This is a genomic window from Bacillus sp. FSL K6-1005 (assembly GCF_038000225.1).
GTDB lineage: Bacteria > Bacillota > Bacilli > Bacillales > Bacillaceae > Bacillus > Bacillus mojavensis.
In genome coordinates this window covers 1,742,889-1,758,258 of sequence record NZ_JBBOBP010000001.1, presented here as the reverse complement: position 1 = coordinate 1,758,258, position 15,370 = coordinate 1,742,889, and the positions used below count along the sequence as shown (strand labels likewise).

At 42.1% G+C, this 15,370-nt stretch carries 16 protein-coding genes; all 16 read left to right on the top strand.

The annotated features are described in order from the left end of the window. Positions 1-4: 4 nt before the first annotated feature. The 16 genes from fliR (at position 5) to frr (ending at position 15,263) form a co-directional block, all read left to right on the top strand. Positions 5-784 carry a flagellar biosynthetic protein FliR gene (fliR, locus tag NST16_RS09165; protein ID WP_340885895.1) on the top strand — a complete coding sequence of 260 codons (780 nt, stop codon included), beginning with the start codon at positions 5-7 and terminating at the stop codon, positions 782-784. Then, the gene (flhB, locus tag NST16_RS09160) at positions 784-1,866 is read left to right on the top strand and encodes a flagellar biosynthesis protein FlhB (protein ID WP_268446186.1); all 1,083 of its coding nucleotides are present in this window, start codon (positions 784-786) and stop codon (positions 1,864-1,866) included. Before fliR ends, flhB begins: the two co-directional genes overlap by 1 nt. Positions 1,867-1,898: 32 nt before the next feature. Beyond that, a complete protein-coding gene (gene flhA, locus NST16_RS09155) occupies positions 1,899-3,932 on the top strand; it encodes a flagellar biosynthesis protein FlhA (protein WP_244956488.1) in 2,034 nt (677 codons plus the stop codon). Next, the gene (locus NST16_RS09150; RefSeq protein WP_340885883.1) at positions 3,932-5,029 is read left to right on the top strand and encodes a flagellar biosynthesis protein FlhF; all 1,098 of its coding nucleotides are present in this window, start codon (positions 3,932-3,934) and stop codon (positions 5,027-5,029) included. The genes flhA and NST16_RS09150 overlap by 1 nt, the downstream gene beginning before the upstream one ends. Further along, entirely contained in the window at positions 5,020-5,916 is an 897-nt protein-coding gene (locus tag NST16_RS09145; RefSeq protein WP_340885880.1) for a MinD/ParA family protein, read from the top strand. Before NST16_RS09150 ends, NST16_RS09145 begins: the two co-directional genes overlap by 10 nt. 1 nt (position 5,917) lies before the next feature. Next, a complete protein-coding gene (gene cheB / locus NST16_RS09140) occupies positions 5,918-6,991 on the top strand; it encodes a protein-glutamate O-methylesterase CheB (RefSeq protein WP_326328535.1) in 1,074 nt (357 codons plus the stop codon). 5 nt (positions 6,992-6,996) lie between these two features. After that, a complete protein-coding gene (gene cheA / locus NST16_RS09135; RefSeq protein ID WP_340885872.1) occupies positions 6,997-9,015 on the top strand; it encodes a chemotaxis protein CheA in 2,019 nt (672 codons plus the stop codon). Between the two features lie 21 nt (positions 9,016-9,036). Next, positions 9,037-9,507, top strand: coding sequence for a chemotaxis protein CheW (gene cheW, locus NST16_RS09130; protein WP_340885869.1), 471 nt, complete (start codon positions 9,037-9,039; stop codon positions 9,505-9,507). A gap of 18 nt (positions 9,508-9,525) precedes the next feature. Next, entirely contained in the window at positions 9,526-10,155 is a 630-nt protein-coding gene (gene cheC / locus NST16_RS09125; protein ID WP_340885866.1) for a CheY-P phosphatase CheC, read from the top strand. Then, the gene (gene cheD, locus NST16_RS09120) at positions 10,152-10,652 is read left to right on the top strand and encodes a chemoreceptor glutamine deamidase CheD (protein WP_024121416.1); all 501 of its coding nucleotides are present in this window, start codon (positions 10,152-10,154) and stop codon (positions 10,650-10,652) included. The genes cheC and cheD overlap by 4 nt, the downstream gene beginning before the upstream one ends. Before the next feature lie 22 nt (positions 10,653-10,674). After that, positions 10,675-11,439 carry an RNA polymerase sigma-28 factor SigD gene (gene sigD, locus NST16_RS09115; protein WP_010334270.1) on the top strand — a complete coding sequence of 255 codons (765 nt, stop codon included), beginning with the start codon at positions 10,675-10,677 and terminating at the stop codon, positions 11,437-11,439. A gap of 28 nt (positions 11,440-11,467) precedes the next feature. Beyond that, a complete protein-coding gene (locus NST16_RS09110; RefSeq protein ID WP_340885859.1) occupies positions 11,468-11,971 on the top strand; it encodes a Swarming motility protein SwrB in 504 nt (167 codons plus the stop codon). 143 nt (positions 11,972-12,114) lie between these two features. Beyond that, complete coding sequence (gene rpsB, locus NST16_RS09105; RefSeq protein ID WP_010334272.1) at positions 12,115-12,855, top strand: 30S ribosomal protein S2; 741 nt, start codon at positions 12,115-12,117, stop codon at positions 12,853-12,855. 99 nt (positions 12,856-12,954) lie between these two features. Next, positions 12,955-13,836 (top strand): translation elongation factor Ts, encoded by an 882-nt coding sequence (gene tsf, locus NST16_RS09100; RefSeq protein WP_029441263.1) that lies wholly within the window; start codon positions 12,955-12,957, stop codon positions 13,834-13,836. Positions 13,837-13,981: 145 nt separating this feature from the next. After that, a complete protein-coding gene (pyrH, locus tag NST16_RS09095; RefSeq protein WP_010334275.1) occupies positions 13,982-14,704 on the top strand; it encodes a UMP kinase in 723 nt (240 codons plus the stop codon). 1 nt (position 14,705) lies between these two features. After that, on the top strand, positions 14,706-15,263 hold the full coding sequence (frr, locus tag NST16_RS09090; protein WP_010334276.1) for a ribosome recycling factor: 558 nt from the start codon (positions 14,706-14,708) through the stop codon (positions 15,261-15,263). Positions 15,264-15,370: the final 107 nt, after the last annotated feature.

Genomic DNA, 15,370 nt, shown 5'->3' with positions numbered 1-15,370 from the left:
AGTGATGAATTCAATTATTGATTTATTTCCTGCTTTTTTATTGGTTTTTATTAGAATCTCTGCTTTTTTTGTAACGGTCCCGTTATACGGCCACCGAAACGTACCGTCTGTACATCGTGTCGGATTTGCTTTTTTTCTTGCAGTCATATGTTTCAGCACGATTGATAAACCCCCGTCTATGGAGGTTGACGAGCGATATATGCTGCTGGCGTTTAAAGAAGCTTTGGTGGGGCTGTGTCTTGGTTTGATTGCTTATATGATGATTGCTGCTGTTCAGATAGCCGGTTCGTTTATTGATTTTCAGATGGGTTTTTCAATTGCGAACGTTATCGATCCGCAAACGGGCGCACAGAGTCCATTGATTGGCCAGTTTATCTATACGATGGCTCTTTTGTTTATGCTGAGTGTCAATGCGCATCATTTGCTGCTGGACGGTATTTACTACAGCTTTCAGTATATTTCAGTTGATCAGGCATTTCCGAATTTTGGCGATGAAAAGTTTGCTTATCTTATCGCCAAAAGCTTTAATGCAATGTTTATTATCGCATTTCAAATGTCGGCACCGGTTGTGGCCAGTTTGTTTCTTGTGGATCTTGCATTAGGCATCGTAGCCCGGGCGGTTCCGCAATTAAATGTATTTGTTGTCGGTCTGCCTTTAAAGATCGCTGTCAGTTTTATCATGCTCATCGTGTGTATGTCCGTTATCTTCGTCGTTGTTCGGAATGTTTTCGGCTTAACGATTGAAACGATGCGGAATCTTTTAGCATTGGTCGGTGTTTCTTAATGAAGCTAAGAATTGACCTCCAATTTTTTGCGGGAGAGAAGACCGAGAAAGCCACTCCGAAAAAACGGAAGGATACTAGAAAAAAAGGGCAGGTTGCAAAAAGCTCTGATGTGAATACCGCCGTTTCATTATTAGTCATCTTCCTTTCGTTAATTGCGATCGGCCCGTATATGAGAGACAGGTTGCTGTCATTTATAGAGACATTTTACACGGAGTCACTCACAATGAAGCTCTCAGAATCAAATGTACATACCCTGTTTATCAGCTTATTAAAGGATACTGGCATCGTACTTGCTCCGATTCTGCTCGTCGCTCTTGTTGCAGGAGTTGTAAGCAACTATATGCAGGTTGGATTTTTATTTTCTACGGAAGTGATCCAGCCTAAGCTTGAAAAATTGGATCCGATAAAAGGCTTTAAACGGATATACAGCATGAGGGCGATTGTAGAACTGCTTAAATCGGTTTTGAAAATTGCTGTAGTCGGGTTTGCGGCGTTTGTTGTGCTTTGGGTGCACTATGGAGAAATTCTCCGTCTCCCGCTTTTGACACCTGAAGAAGCGCTTTCCTTTGTTTCAAAACTCACCCTGTGGATGGGGCTGAGCGGAGCAGGGGCTTTGTTGATTCTTGCCGGACTCGATTATTTATATCAGAGATTTGACTATGAGAAAAATATCAAAATGTCAAAGCAGGATATAAAAGATGAGTACAAAAAATCTGAGGGAGACCCGATTATTAAGTCTAAAATTAAGCAAAGACAACGGGAAATGGCAATGAGGCGGATGATGCAGGAAGTGCCGAAAGCTGATGTCATCATCACAAACCCGACTCACTATGCGATCGCACTTAAATATGACGAAGAAAAAATGGACGCACCTTACATTGTTGCAAAAGGTGTTGACCACCTTGCATTAAAAATAAGAAAGATTGCTAAAGAGCATGATGTCATGATGGTAGAAAACAGGCCGCTTGCCCGTGCGTTATATGATCAGGTTGAAATTGATCAGGCAGTGCCGGAAGAGTTTTTTAAAGTCTTGGCAGAAATCCTGGCTTACGTATTTAAAACGAAACAAAAAGTAAATTGAATTTTATGATTCAAAAGGAGAGAAAAAACAGCATGTCAACAAGAGATTTATCCGTTTTAATAAGTGTTGTCCTCATTGTGGCAATGCTGGTGATACCATTTCCTCCATGGCTGTTAAGTATTTTGATCATTATTAATATTTCTCTTGCGTTGATCGTGCTTCTCACCACAATGAATATGCAAGAACCGCTGCAGTTTTCGATTTTTCCGTCTCTGCTGTTGCTTTTGACCTTATTTCGTCTGGGCTTGAATGTGTCCACGACGCGTTCGATCCTTTCGCACGGTGAAGGAGGGAAGGTTGTTGAGACCTTCGGTAACTTCGTTGTCGGCGGAAATGTTTTAGTCGGACTTGTTGTATTTATTATCTTAATTATTATTCAGTTTATCGTCATCACAAAGGGCGCGGAACGTGTTTCCGAGGTTGCGGCAAGATTTACGCTTGATGCAATGCCGGGGAAGCAGATGAGTATTGATGCAGATTTAAATGCAGGCATGATCAATGAACAGGAAGCGAAACACCGCCGTGAAAAAGTAGCTCGAGAAGCAGACTTTTACGGTGCGATGGACGGTGCCAGCAAATTTGTGAAAGGTGATGCAATTGCCGGAATTATTATTGTCATGATCAATAGCATTTTCGGAATCATTATCGGTATGCTGCAGCAAGGCATGGCGATACAAGAGGCCGCCTCTCATTTTACGATGCTGACTGTAGGGGATGGAATTGTATCGCAAATTCCGGCACTTTTAATTTCTACAGCTACAGGTATTGTCGTGACAAGAGCAGCCTCCGAAGGAAACTTAGGTCATGACATCACAGGCCAGCTGTTCGCTTATCCAAAGCTCTTATATGTTACAGCAGCAACCATTCTGCTTCTTGGCTTGTTTACTCCGATTGGTATTTTTCTAACAGGGCCGCTTGCAGGTCTGCTTGCTTTTGGCGGTTATACGCTATCTAAAACAGGCAAGGAAAAAGAAGAAGTGGATGAGATTCTTGAGGAAGAGGCTGAAGTTGACGAGCTCAAAAGCCCCGAAAGTGTTGTACAGCTCTTGCATATAGATCCGATAGAATTCGAGTTTGGCTATGGCCTGATTCCGTTGGCGGATGCTAATCAGGGCGGGGATTTATTAGACCGGATTGTGATGATTCGCCGTCAGCTGGCGCTGGAACTTGGGCTTGTCATTCCTGTCGTGCGTATCAGAGACAATATTGCTTTGCAGCCCAATGAATATCGATTAAAAATTAAAGGAAATGAAGTAGCGAAAGGCGAGCTATTACTAGATCATTATCTAGCAATGTCGCCTACGCCTGAAGACGATTTGATTGAAGGGATCGAGACAGTAGAACCGTCGTTTGGACTTCCAGCCAAATGGATTGGTGAATCGGTGAAGGATGAAGCTGACATGTTGGGCTATACGGTTGTAGATCCGGCTTCAGTTGTCTCAACACATATTACAGAGAAAATTAAGCAGCATGCTCATGAATTAATCGGCAGACAGGAGACGAAACAGCTGATTGATCATTTGAAAGAAACGTATCCGGTCCTGGTGGAAGAGGTTACGCCAAATCCATTATCTGTCGGAGATATTCAGAAAGTGCTGGCTAAGCTGTTAAAAGAAAAAGTTTCAATTCGCAATTTGGTAACCATTTTTGAAACGCTTGCCGATTATGGAAAACTGACAACAGACTCTGATCTTTTGACAGAGTACACAAGGCAGGCGCTTGCTAAGCAAATTACTGCCCAGTTTGCCAAAGAAAATGAAGTGTTAAAAGTTATCACTTGCTCGGGCCGTGTAGAAAAGGCAATTGCTGATGGCGTACAGCAAACAGAACATGGGAACTATTTGTCGCTTGAACCTGATGTGTCGGAAAGCATTGTACGCTCTGTTGCAAAAGAAGCCGAACAGCTCTCAATACGGCAAGAAACTGCGATCCTTCTTTGCTCGCCGCCTGTAAGGATGTATGTGAAACAGCTTCTGGAACGATATTTTCCAGATCTCCCTGTTCTTTCTTATAACGAGCTTGAGGCTAATGTCGAAGTTCAAAGCATTGGAGTGGTGGATATTTAATGAAAATCAAAAAATTTACTGCTGCTTCAATGCAAGAAGCGGCACTTCTTATCCGAAAAGAACTAGGCAATGAAGCAGTTATACTAAATTCTAAAAAAATCAATAAGCGAAAATGGTTCGGGCTTTTAAAAAAACCGGCTGTAGAAGTAATTGCCGTATTGGATCAAGATTTTCTCGAGAAAAAGACAGCTGAAAAGGCAGCAGAGCCGAAACAAACGTCAAAATCACCTGTCAGCAGTCCGAAAATAGAGGAGAGGATAACCCTTCAAATGCCTGCTCAATCTGAGCCAGGCGATTTTTCAGCTTATCAATCCGTACTTCCTGAATCGCTCAGAAAAGCTGAACTGCTTTTGGATGAAACCGGTGTTAATGAATCAATTAAGACCAGTACTATGAAAAAAATACTGCAATTCTCTGTTGAATCGGGCGGACTGACGGAAGAAAATGTGGTCGGTAAACTTCAGGATATTCTGTGCGAGGCACTTCCTCCAGCAAACAAGTGGCAGGAGCCCATTCATTCGAAATATATCGTGCTGTTTGGTTCGACGGGTGCGGGAAAAACAACAACGCTTGCAAAACTAGCAGCGTCTTCTCTGCTTGAAAAACAGAAAAAAATTGCTTTTATTACAACAGATACTTACCGGATTGCAGCTGTTGAACAGTTGAAAACATATGCCGAGCTGCTGCAGGCTCCTCTGGAAGTTTGTTATACAAAAGAGGAATTTCAGCGGGCGAAAGAATTATTTGCTGAATATGATCATGTATTTATCGATACAGCAGGCAGAAACTTCAGAGAACAGCAATATATTGATGAACTGAAAGAGACGATTCCTTTTGAAAGCAGCATTCAGTCATTTCTCGTTTTGTCAGCGACTGCAAAGTATGAAGATATGAAACAAGTTGTCAGACGTTTTTCATCTGTTCCTGTCAATCAGTTTATCTTTACTAAAATAGATGAGACTGCTTCATTAGGCTCTGTATTCAGTATACTGGCAGAATCGAAGATAGGCGCCGGGTTTATCACAAACGGCCAGAATGTGCCGGAGGATATACAGACAGTCTCGCCGCGGGAGTTTGTAGGGATGCTGTGCAGATGAACAGATTTGACCAAGCAGCAACTTTACGGGCGAAAATGAAGAACCGTCAGCGCGATCTGCCGATTGTTTTTGAACAGAAAGCTAAAACACTTGCAGTCATCAGCGGCAAGGGCGGTGTCGGAAAATCCAACATCACTTTAAATATGGCTCTTGCGCTGCAGGATAAAGGTAAGAAGGTACTGCTTATTGATCTTGATATCGGAATGGGGAACATTGATATATTAATGGGAAACTCATCCTCCGCCACGATTATTGACGTTCTAACTGAGCGCAAGCCTTTTATGCAATCCATATCTACAGGGCCAAAGGGTCTACGGTATATATCTGGCGGAACTGGGCTGGATGTGATGTTTCAGCTGGACCAGGAAAAATGGACCTTTTTTGCTAATGAGCTTTCTCATGCGTTAAGTCAGTTCGATTATGTACTGTTTGACATGGGGGCGGGCTTATCAAAAGACCAGCTGCCTTTTATTTTATCAGCAGAAGACATTTTGATCATAACAACCCCGGAGCCTACAGCCATTATGGATGCATACAGTGCTGTCAAACATCTCGCTCTGACAGGAAATCAGCTTTCAATGAAAGTAGCAGTCAATCGGTGCCGTGGTCAAAAGGAAGGGCTTGACGCTTTTACCCGCCTTTCCCGGACCATTCAGATGTTTTTAGGCGAAGCGGTTCAGTTTGCCGGTTCAGTCCCTGACGACGTGATCGTGAGCGAAGCAGTTTTCGAACAGGTTCCTTTTTTATTAAAAAGTCCTCAGGCAAAAGCCAGCCGGTCAGTCCGTCTCTTAGCGGACGCCTTGTTTGAAAGAGAAGAAACTAGACACAAAGAAGAAAAACAGACATTTATTGAGAAATTATCTTCTTTTTTAATGAGGAGGGCTTAATTTGATTCGTGTGCTTGTAGTTGATGATTCGGCATTTATGAGAAAAATGATAAGTGATTTTCTAACCGAGGAAAAGCAGATAGAAGTAATCGGAACTGCGAGAAACGGAGAAGAGGCACTTAAAAAGATAGAGTTGCTGAAACCGGATGTTATTACACTTGATATTGAAATGCCGGTGATGAATGGAACAGACACACTACGGAAAATTATTGAGATTTATCAGCTGCCGGTTATTATGGTTTCAAGTCAGACCCAGCAAGGAAAAGAGTGCACGATTAACTGTTTAGAGATAGGAGCCTTTGATTTTATCACAAAGCCATCTGGTTCTATATCTTTAGATTTATACAAAATTAAAGAACAATTAGTTGAGCGGGTCATCGCGGCTGGACGTTCTACTCAACAAAAAGCTGCGGCTCCGACGGTCATTCGGCCTGAACCTAAACCTAAACCCATCGCTAAGCCAGTGTGGAGTCAGCCAAAATCTGGTCCAAGCAGACATATTGTTTGTATCGGCACGTCAACGGGCGGCCCAAGGGCGCTTCAAAAGGTAATACCAAAGCTTCCTAAAGATTTAAACGCGCCTGTAGTCGTTGTACAGCACATGCCTGAAGGCTTTACTGCTTCTCTGGCTGATCGGCTGAACCATCTGTCTGACATTCATGTAAAGGAAGCAAAAGATGGAGAAGCAGCTATTAACGGCTGTGTGTACATAGCTCCGGGGGGAAAAAACATATCCGTTATCAAAAACAGCGGCAGCCTTAAAATCGTGCTTGATAATCACGATACCCCAAGCCGTCATAAACCATCAGCAGACTACTTGTTCCGTTCTGTCGGCAAACTTGCAGACTATGAAAAAGTAGCGGTCATTATGACTGGAATGGGCAGTGACGGTACTGCCGGTCTTAAGGACATGCTTGCGTCCGGCAATGTGAAAACCATTGCAGAGTCTGAAGAATCTTGTGTTGTATTTGGGATGCCGAAAGCAGCCGTTAAGGCGGGCCTCGTTCATGAAATTAAACATGTGGAAGATATCGCAGCATCCATCACAAGCTGTGTGAAAAAAGAGAGGGTGTGATTCAAATGGATATGAATCAATATTTAGATGTCTTTATTGATGAAAGTAAAGAACATTTACAAACATGTAATGAAAAGCTTCTCCTTTTAGAGAAAGACCCGACAGATCTTCAGCTCATCCACGATATATTTAGGGCTGCCCATACACTAAAAGGAATGAGTGCAACAATGGGTTATACGGATTTAGCCCATTTAACCCATTTGCTTGAAAATGTATTGGATGCTTTTCGAAACGGAGATATGGCAGTTACATCAGACTGGATGGATATCTTGTTTGAAGCCCTGGATCATCTGGAAGCAATGGTTCAGTCTATTATTGACGGCGGGGATGGTAAAAGAGACATCTCTGAAGTGAGCGCAAAGCTTGACGTGAACGGTGTGCATGCTGAGACTGCTGCTTCAGCGGAACCTGTTGAAGCGAAGGGTTCAGCATCGGACTGGGAATATGATGAGTTTGAACGAACAGTAATAGAAGAAGCAGAGGAGCAGGGTTTCAAACGGTATGAAATCACAATTTCTCTGAAAGAAGACTGCATGTTAAAAGCAGTTCGTGTATATATGGTTTTTGAAAAGCTAAATGAAATCGGAGAGGTAGCCAAAACAATACCGAGTGCGGAAGTGCTTGAGACGGAAGATTTCGGCACTGACTTCCAGGTTTGCTTCTTAACGAATCAAACGGCTGAAGACGTTGAACAGATCATCAACGGAGTTTCAGAGGTTGAGCATGTTGAAATTATTCAGGGCTCGCCTTTACAACCAGCTGAAAAACCGGAAGAGCCTCAGGCGGATATACCAGCTGCTGCACAGACACCTGTTAAGCAGGACAAACAAAAGCAGCCTGCTAAAAACGATGAACAGTCGAAGCATACAGCCGGCGGATCTAAAACAATTCGTGTCAATATTGACAGACTTGATTCTTTAATGAACCTGTTTGAAGAGCTTGTCATTGACCGCGGGCGTCTTGAGCAGATTGCAAAAGAGCTTGAGCACAATGAATTGACTGAAACAGTAGAGCGAATGACGAGAATTTCTGGCGATTTGCAGTCTATTATTCTCAACATGAGAATGGTTCCGGTTGAAACCGTTTTTAACCGTTTCCCGAGAATGATTCGCCAGCTTCAAAAAGAGCTGAATAAAAAAATCGAACTCTCCATCATCGGCGCGGAAACAGAACTTGATCGAACAGTAATTGATGAAATTGGAGATCCGCTCGTTCACTTAATCAGAAACAGTATTGATCATGGGATTGAGTCTCCGGAAACGCGTTTGCAAAAAGGGAAACCTGAGTCTGGCAAAGTTGTGCTGAAAGCTTATCACAGCGGAAATCACGTCTTTATTGAAGTGGAGGATGACGGAGCAGGCCTTAATCGAAAAAAAATCCTTGAAAAGGCGCTTGAGCGCGGTGTCATTACAGAAAGAGAAGCTGAAACATTAGAAGACAATGAAATTTATGAATTGATATTTGCTCCGGGGTTCTCTACAGCTGATCAAATTTCGGATATTTCCGGACGGGGCGTCGGACTTGATGTTGTAAAAAACAAACTCGAATCACTCGGCGGTTCAGTCAGTGTGAAATCTGCAGAAGGACAAGGATCACTATTCAGCATCCAGCTTCCGCTTACATTGTCCATTATTTCAGTTCTGCTGATCAAATTAGAAGAAGAGACATTTGCGATTCCGATTTCTTCTATAATTGAAACGGCCGTTATCGATAGAAAAGACATTCTGCAAACGCATGACCGTGAAGTCATCGATTTTAGAGGCCATATTGTCCCTGTCGTTTATTTAAAAGAAGAGTTTAAAATAGAAGATACTAGACAAGATGCGGAACAGCTCCATATCATTGTCGTGAAAAAAGGCGACAAACCTACTGCATTTGTGGTGGACTCCTTTATTGGCCAGCAGGAAGTTGTGCTGAAATCACTCGGAGATTATTTAACAAACGTCTTTGCAATTTCCGGAGCTACTATTTTAGGAGACGGAGAAGTAGCGCTCATTATCGATTGTAACGCACTGATTATTTAACCATACGAGGAGGTGTCTCACATGACTGCAGAAATTAAAACAGGCGAAAAAATGATTGTCTTTATGGTAAACGGCAAAGAATATGCCATTTCTGTCACTCAGGTGAAATCAATTGAGAAATGGCAAAAGCCGACGAGAGTGCCAGGGGTTGAGCCTTATATTTGCGGAGTGATCAATTTGCGCGGCGTGGTGACTCCAGTTATTGATTTAAGAAAGCGTCTCAGCTTGCCTGAGTATGAAATTACCGATGAAACACGAATTATCATTATTGCTTATGGTGATATTGAAGTCGGCTGGATAGTGGATGAAGCAAATGATGTCATAACAGTACAGGAAAGTGAAATAGAGTCCGCTCCAGAAAGTGTTCAAAAAGACACGTATGTGTCGATCAAACAGATTGTAAAACAAGAGAACAGGCTCTTAAATATTATTGATGCAAATGCGGTTTTGGATAAAGAATCATCTCAGTCCGCTGTGCCCGATCAAGCTTAATCTTAAAGGGGTTATGACATGAGTATTTTTAATGGAATCAAAGAAGAGCAGATGGACATTTTGCGGGAAGTCGGCAATATCGGAGCCGGCCACTCTGCTTCTGCAATGGCCCAGCTGTTAAATAGAAAGATTGATATGGAAGTCCCGTTTGCAAAGTTATTATCGTTTGATGAACTTGTAGACTTTTTCGGCGGAGCAGAAATGCCGGTCGCCAGCATTTTTTTAAGGATGGAAGGCGATTTGACGGGCTCGATGTTCTTTATAATGCCTTTTTATCAGGCGGAGCAGTTTATCAGAGAGCTGATCGGCAACCCGGATTTTGATATTGAAAATTTGGGTGAAGATCATATGAGTTCTTCCGCTTTGCATGAACTGGGCAATATTTTAGCAGGATCATATTTAACGGCATTGGCTGATTTGACGAAACTCCAGCTTTACCCGAGTGTTCCAGAAGTTTCACTCGACATGTTCGGTGCTGTCATCAGTGAAGGTCTGATGGAGCTCAGTCAGGTTGGGGAACATGCAATTGTTGTTGATACGTCAATTTTTGATCAGAGCCATCATCAGGAGCTAAAAGCGCATATGTTTATGCTGCCGGACTATGATTCATTTGAAAAGCTCTTTGTCGCCTTGGGTGCTTCATTATGAGTACGACTGAGGCTGCTGTTGTAAAGGTTGGAATTGCGGACGTGAAGATTGCCCGCTTCCCGGATTCGATCCGGACGTCTGGTTTAGGGTCGTGTGTGGGGCTGGTGCTTTACGATAAAGAAAAGCAAACGGCGGGGCTTGTTCATGTCATGTTGCCGGATTCGACGTTATCAAAAACAGCTGAACTCAATCGGGCAAAATATGCCGATACCGCTGTAAAAGCTACGATTGATATGCTGGTAGAAGCGGGCTGCCGAAAGTTTGCGTTAAAAGCAAAGCTTGCCGGTGGATCAGAGATGTTTAAATTTAAAATGACGAATGATTTGATGAAGATCGGACCGAGAAATGTCTTAGCGATAAAGGAACAGCTGTCATTATATAATATTCCGATTATCAGTGAAGATACGGGCGGCTCAAGCGGCCGGACGATAGAATTTGAACCGAAGTCCTGCATGCTGCATATTCGAACTGTTAAACAAGGTGAAAAAACGATTTAATTAAGGTATTAGGGGGATAACAATGCAATCCTTGAATTATGAAGATCAGGTGCTTTGGTCGCGCTGGAAAGAGTGGAAAGATCCTAAGGCCGGTGATGATTTAATGCGCCGTTATATGCCGCTTGTCACATATCATGTAGGCAGAATTTCTGTCGGACTGCCAAAATCGGTGCATAAAGACGATCTTATGAGCCTTGGTATGCTTGGTTTATATGATGCCCTTGAAAAATTTGACCCTAGCCGGGACTTAAAATTTGATACCTACGCCTCGTTTAGAATTCGCGGTGCAATTATTGACGGGCTTCGTAAAGAGGATTGGCTGCCCAGAACCTCGCGTGAAAAAACAAAGAAGGTAGAAGCGGCGATTGAAAAGCTTGAACAGCGCTATCTTCGGAATGTATCGCCCGCAGAAATTGCAGAGGAACTCGGAATGACGGAACAGGATGTAGTGTCAACAATGAATGAAGGTTTTTTTGCAAACCTGCTGTCAATTGACGAAAAGCTTCATGATCAGGATGACGGGGAAAACATCCAGGTCATGATCAGAGATGACAAAAATGTCCCGCCGGAAGAAAAGATCATGAAAGATGAACTGATTGCGCAGCTTGCGGACAAGATTCACGAACTCTCTGAGAAAGAACAGCTTGTGGTCAGTTTGTTCTATAAAGAGGAATTGACATTGACAGAAATCGGACAGGTATTGAATCTTTCTACGTCCCGTATATCACAAATACATTCAAAGGCACTATTTAAATTAAAGAATCTGCTGGAAAAAGTAATTCAATAAAGAATTCTCAGATTAGCGAGTGAAAAACATGTCAACACTATTATGGCTTTTAAGCTTCACGCTTCACGGCGTTCTTCTGTACGCTGTCATTATCCTGTATATGAGGCTCGCAGCTGTGAAAGAAACAGAAAAACAGCAAAAGAAGATGCTGGAAGAGACGGAGAACACACTTGCGGCATTTCTTCTTGAATTAAAAGAAGAAAATGAGAAGTTGATAGACAACTTGGATGCAGTTTCTAGTCAAACTGAAGAAAAACAGAAGACGGAGCATCTGCACGCAGAACAACATTCAGAGCGGAATGCTGTTCAGGAAGAAGACAACACTCTTCCCGAGCATATCGAAGGTCTCATCAATGAGGTTGAGAGGACGGAAGAGAACGTAAACAGCGATGCCCAATCATTTGAAGATCAAGTTATGGCATTACATGAGCAGGGATATTCAGCTGGTAAAATTGCTCAGAAATTGAAGAGCGGAAAGACAGAAATCGAGCTATTTCTAAAATTTCGGTCCAAAGCTGTAAAGGATTCTTGATTGTCGCATAAAGCTGTGTTATATTATGTCTTGGTGTTAAATACACACGCTTAACGATTTATGCAGAGGGTGCTGCAGGCGGCAGTTCTGCACAAAAATGACCTAAGCGGAGGAAAAAAACCATTATATTAGGAGGAAATAACATGTCAGTCATTTCTATGAAGCAATTGCTTGAAGCTGGTGTTCACTTCGGTCACCAAACACGCCGTTGGAACCCAAAAATGAAGCGTTATATTTTCACGGAGCGTAACGGAATCTACATCATTGATCTTCAAAAAACAGTCAAAAAAGTAGAGGAAGCTTACAACTTCACTAAAAATCTTGCTGCTGAAGGCGGAAGAATCCTTTTCGTTGGAACAAAAAAACAAGCTCAAGATTCTGTTAAAGAAGAAGCTCAACGCTCTGGCATGTACTATGTCAACCAACGCTGGTTGGGCGGTACATTAACAAACTTTGAAACAATCCAAAAACGTATTAAACGTCTTAAAGACATTGAAAAAATGCAAGAAAACGGTACGTTTGAAGTACTTCCTAAAAAAGAAGTCGTTCAATTGAAAAAAGAATTAGAGCGTCTTGAAAAATTCCTAGGCGGAATTAAAGAAATGAAGGATCTTCCTGATGCATTATTCATCATCGATCCTCGTAAAGAGCGCATCGCTGTTGCTGAAGCTCGCAAATTAAACATCCCTATCATCGGAATTGTAGATACTAACTGTGATCCTGATGAAATCGATGTTGTAATTCCTGCGAACGATGACGCTATCCGCGCTGTTAAACTTCTAACTTCTAAAATGGCAGATGCAATCTTAGAAGCGAAGCAAGGCGAAGAAGAAGCGGAAGTTGCTGAAGATACTGCACCAGAAACAGAAACAACAACTGCGTAACCTATTCAAAAGGTGATAAGAGGGACTGCCTTTTATCACCTTTTTTCAAGAAAAATGTAATGATACATATCTTGTTTAAACATATAAGGAGGAATACAAATGGCTATTACTGCACAGCAAGTAAAAGAACTGCGTCAAAAAACTGGCGCGGGTATGATGGATTGTAAAAAAGCGTTAACTGAAACTGATGGAGATATGGACAAAGCAATTGACCTTCTTAGAGAAAAAGGAATTGCAAAAGCAGCGAAGAAAGCTGACCGTATCGCAGCAGAAGGTTCAACTCTTATTAAAACTGACGGCAACAAAGGTGTTATTTTAGAAGTAAACTCTGAAACTGATTTCGTTGCGAAAAACGAAGGCTTCATAGAGCTTCTTAACACATTAGCTGACCACCTTCTTGCAAACACTCCTGCAGATGTTGAAGAAGCAATGGGACAAAAAATGGACAACGGATCTACTGTAGAAGAGTACATTACAAGTGCAGTAGCTAAAATCGGTGAGAAAATCACTCTTCGCCGCTTTGCTGTTCTTACAAAAGACGACAGCTCTGCATTCGGTGCTTACCTTCACATGGGCGGACGCATCGGCGTATTAACTGTTCTTAACGGTACAACTGACGAAGAAACTGCAAAAGATATCGCAATGCATGTTGCTGCGGTTAACCCTCGTTACATTTCTCGTGACCAAGTATCAGCAGAAGAAACAGACCATGAGCGTCAAATCTTAACTCAGCAAGCTCTTCAAGAAGGAAAACCTGAAAACATCGTAGCGAAAATGGTTGAAGGCCGTCTGAACAAATTCTTCGAAGAAATTTGTCTTTTAGACCAAGCATTCGTTAAAAACCCAGATGAAAAAGTGAAACAAGTTGTTGCAGCGAAAAACGCAACTGTTGAAACTTTCGTTCGCTATGAAGTTGGAGAAGGCATCGAAAAACGTCAAGAAAACTTTGCTGAAGAAGTAATGAACCAAGTGAAAAAATAATGGTGAAAAGATTTCGCGATCAAGTCGCGTCTTTTCAGGCAGTATAGGGGACACACTTTGTGTTCCCTATTTTTAAAACTATATTTACAAACCTTTTTTTCTCTTGCATAATAGAAAACGGCAATGTTTACACTTGGAGGTTATTATGGAAAAACCAAAATACAAACGTATCGTATTAAAGCTTAGCGGTGAAGCATTGGCAGGGGAACAGGGTAACGGAATTAACCCTACTGTCATTCAATCCATTGCAAAGCAAGTGAAAGAAATCGCTGAGCTTGAAGTCGAAGTGGCTGTTGTAGTAGGCGGCGGCAACTTATGGCGCGGAAAAACAGGAAGTGACCTGGGCATGGACCGTGCAACTGCTGACTATATGGGGATGCTGGCCACAGTGATGAACTCGCTTGCTCTTCAAGACAGCTTAGAAACACTCGGAATCCAGTCCAGAGTGCAAACATCCATTGAAATGAGACAAGTTGCTGAACCATACATCAGAAGAAAAGCGATACGCCACTTAGAGAAAAAACGTGTCGTGATTTTTGCTGCGGGCACAGGGAACCCATACTTCTCAACTGATACGACAGCTGCACTGCGGGCTGCTGAAATTGAAGCAGACGTTATTTTAATGGCTAAAAACAATGTTGACGGTGTGTATAATGCTGACCCTAGAAAAGATGAATCAGCTGTTAAATATGAATCGCTTTCTTACCTTGACGTTTTAAAAGACGGTTTGGAAGTTATGGATTCAACAGCATCATCTTTATGCATGGATAATGACATTCCGCTAATCGTCTTTTCTATTATGGAAGAAGGAAATATTAAACGCGCTGTGACAGGCGAATCAATCGGAACGATCGTGAGGGGGAAATAACGTGTCAAAAGAAGTATTAACACAAACGAAAGAAAAAATGGAAAAAGCAATTGCTGCTTATCAGCGTGAACTGGCTACTGTACGAGCAGGCCGTGCGAACCCATCTTTATTAGATAAAGTAACAGTTGAATATTACGGAGCACAGACACCTTTAAATCAGCTGTCTTCTATTAACGTGCCTGAAGCTCGTATGCTGGTTATAACACCATACGACAAGTCAGCAATCGGTGATATCGAAAAAGCAATTTTAAAAGCGGATTTAGGCTTAACGCCAACGAGTGACGGCAATATGATTCGCATTGCGATTCCTGCGTTAACAGAAGAAAGACGTAAAGAATTAGTCAAAGTTGTAAAAAAATATGCTGAAGACGCGAAAGTGGCTGTGCGAAATGTACGCCGTGATGCGAACGATGATCTCAAAAAACTTGAGAAAAGCGGAGACATCACTGAAGACGAACTGCGTGCTTCTACTGAAGATGTTCAAAAACTGACAGATGAATATGTGTCAAAAATTGACAGTGTCACAAAAGACAAAGAAAAAGAAATCATGGAAGTTTAATGAAAAACTATGTACAATAGATAATAGTGAAAAGACCCTCTCATGTTTACAGGGGGTTTTTTTGTTAATACTGTTGATTACATCGTTATCAGCAGGGAATGCAACCT

Excerpts from the sequence above, each read along its gene's own strand:
- fliR (WP_340885895.1), top strand. The coding sequence starts at position 5 with ATGAATTCAATTATTGATTTATTTCCTGCTTTTTTATTGGTTTTTATT.
- flhB (WP_268446186.1), top strand. The coding sequence starts at position 784 with ATGAAGCTAAGAATTGACCTCCAATTTTTTGCGGGAGAGAAGACCGAG.
- flhA (WP_244956488.1), top strand. The coding sequence starts at position 1,899 with ATGTCAACAAGAGATTTATCCGTTTTAATAAGTGTTGTCCTCATTGTG.
- NST16_RS09150 (WP_340885883.1), top strand. The coding sequence starts at position 3,932 with ATGAAAATCAAAAAATTTACTGCTGCTTCAATGCAAGAAGCGGCACTT.
- cheA (WP_340885872.1), top strand. The coding sequence starts at position 6,997 with ATGGATATGAATCAATATTTAGATGTCTTTATTGATGAAAGTAAAGAA.
- cheW (WP_340885869.1), top strand. The coding sequence starts at position 9,037 with ATGACTGCAGAAATTAAAACAGGCGAAAAAATGATTGTCTTTATGGTA.
- cheC (WP_340885866.1), top strand. The coding sequence starts at position 9,526 with ATGAGTATTTTTAATGGAATCAAAGAAGAGCAGATGGACATTTTGCGG.
- cheD (WP_024121416.1), top strand. The coding sequence starts at position 10,152 with ATGAGTACGACTGAGGCTGCTGTTGTAAAGGTTGGAATTGCGGACGTG.
- sigD (WP_010334270.1), top strand. The coding sequence starts at position 10,675 with ATGCAATCCTTGAATTATGAAGATCAGGTGCTTTGGTCGCGCTGGAAA.
- NST16_RS09110 (WP_340885859.1), top strand. The coding sequence starts at position 11,468 with ATGTCAACACTATTATGGCTTTTAAGCTTCACGCTTCACGGCGTTCTT.
- rpsB (WP_010334272.1), top strand. The coding sequence starts at position 12,115 with ATGTCAGTCATTTCTATGAAGCAATTGCTTGAAGCTGGTGTTCACTTC.
- tsf (WP_029441263.1), top strand. The coding sequence starts at position 12,955 with ATGGCTATTACTGCACAGCAAGTAAAAGAACTGCGTCAAAAAACTGGC.
- pyrH (WP_010334275.1), top strand. The coding sequence starts at position 13,982 with ATGGAAAAACCAAAATACAAACGTATCGTATTAAAGCTTAGCGGTGAA.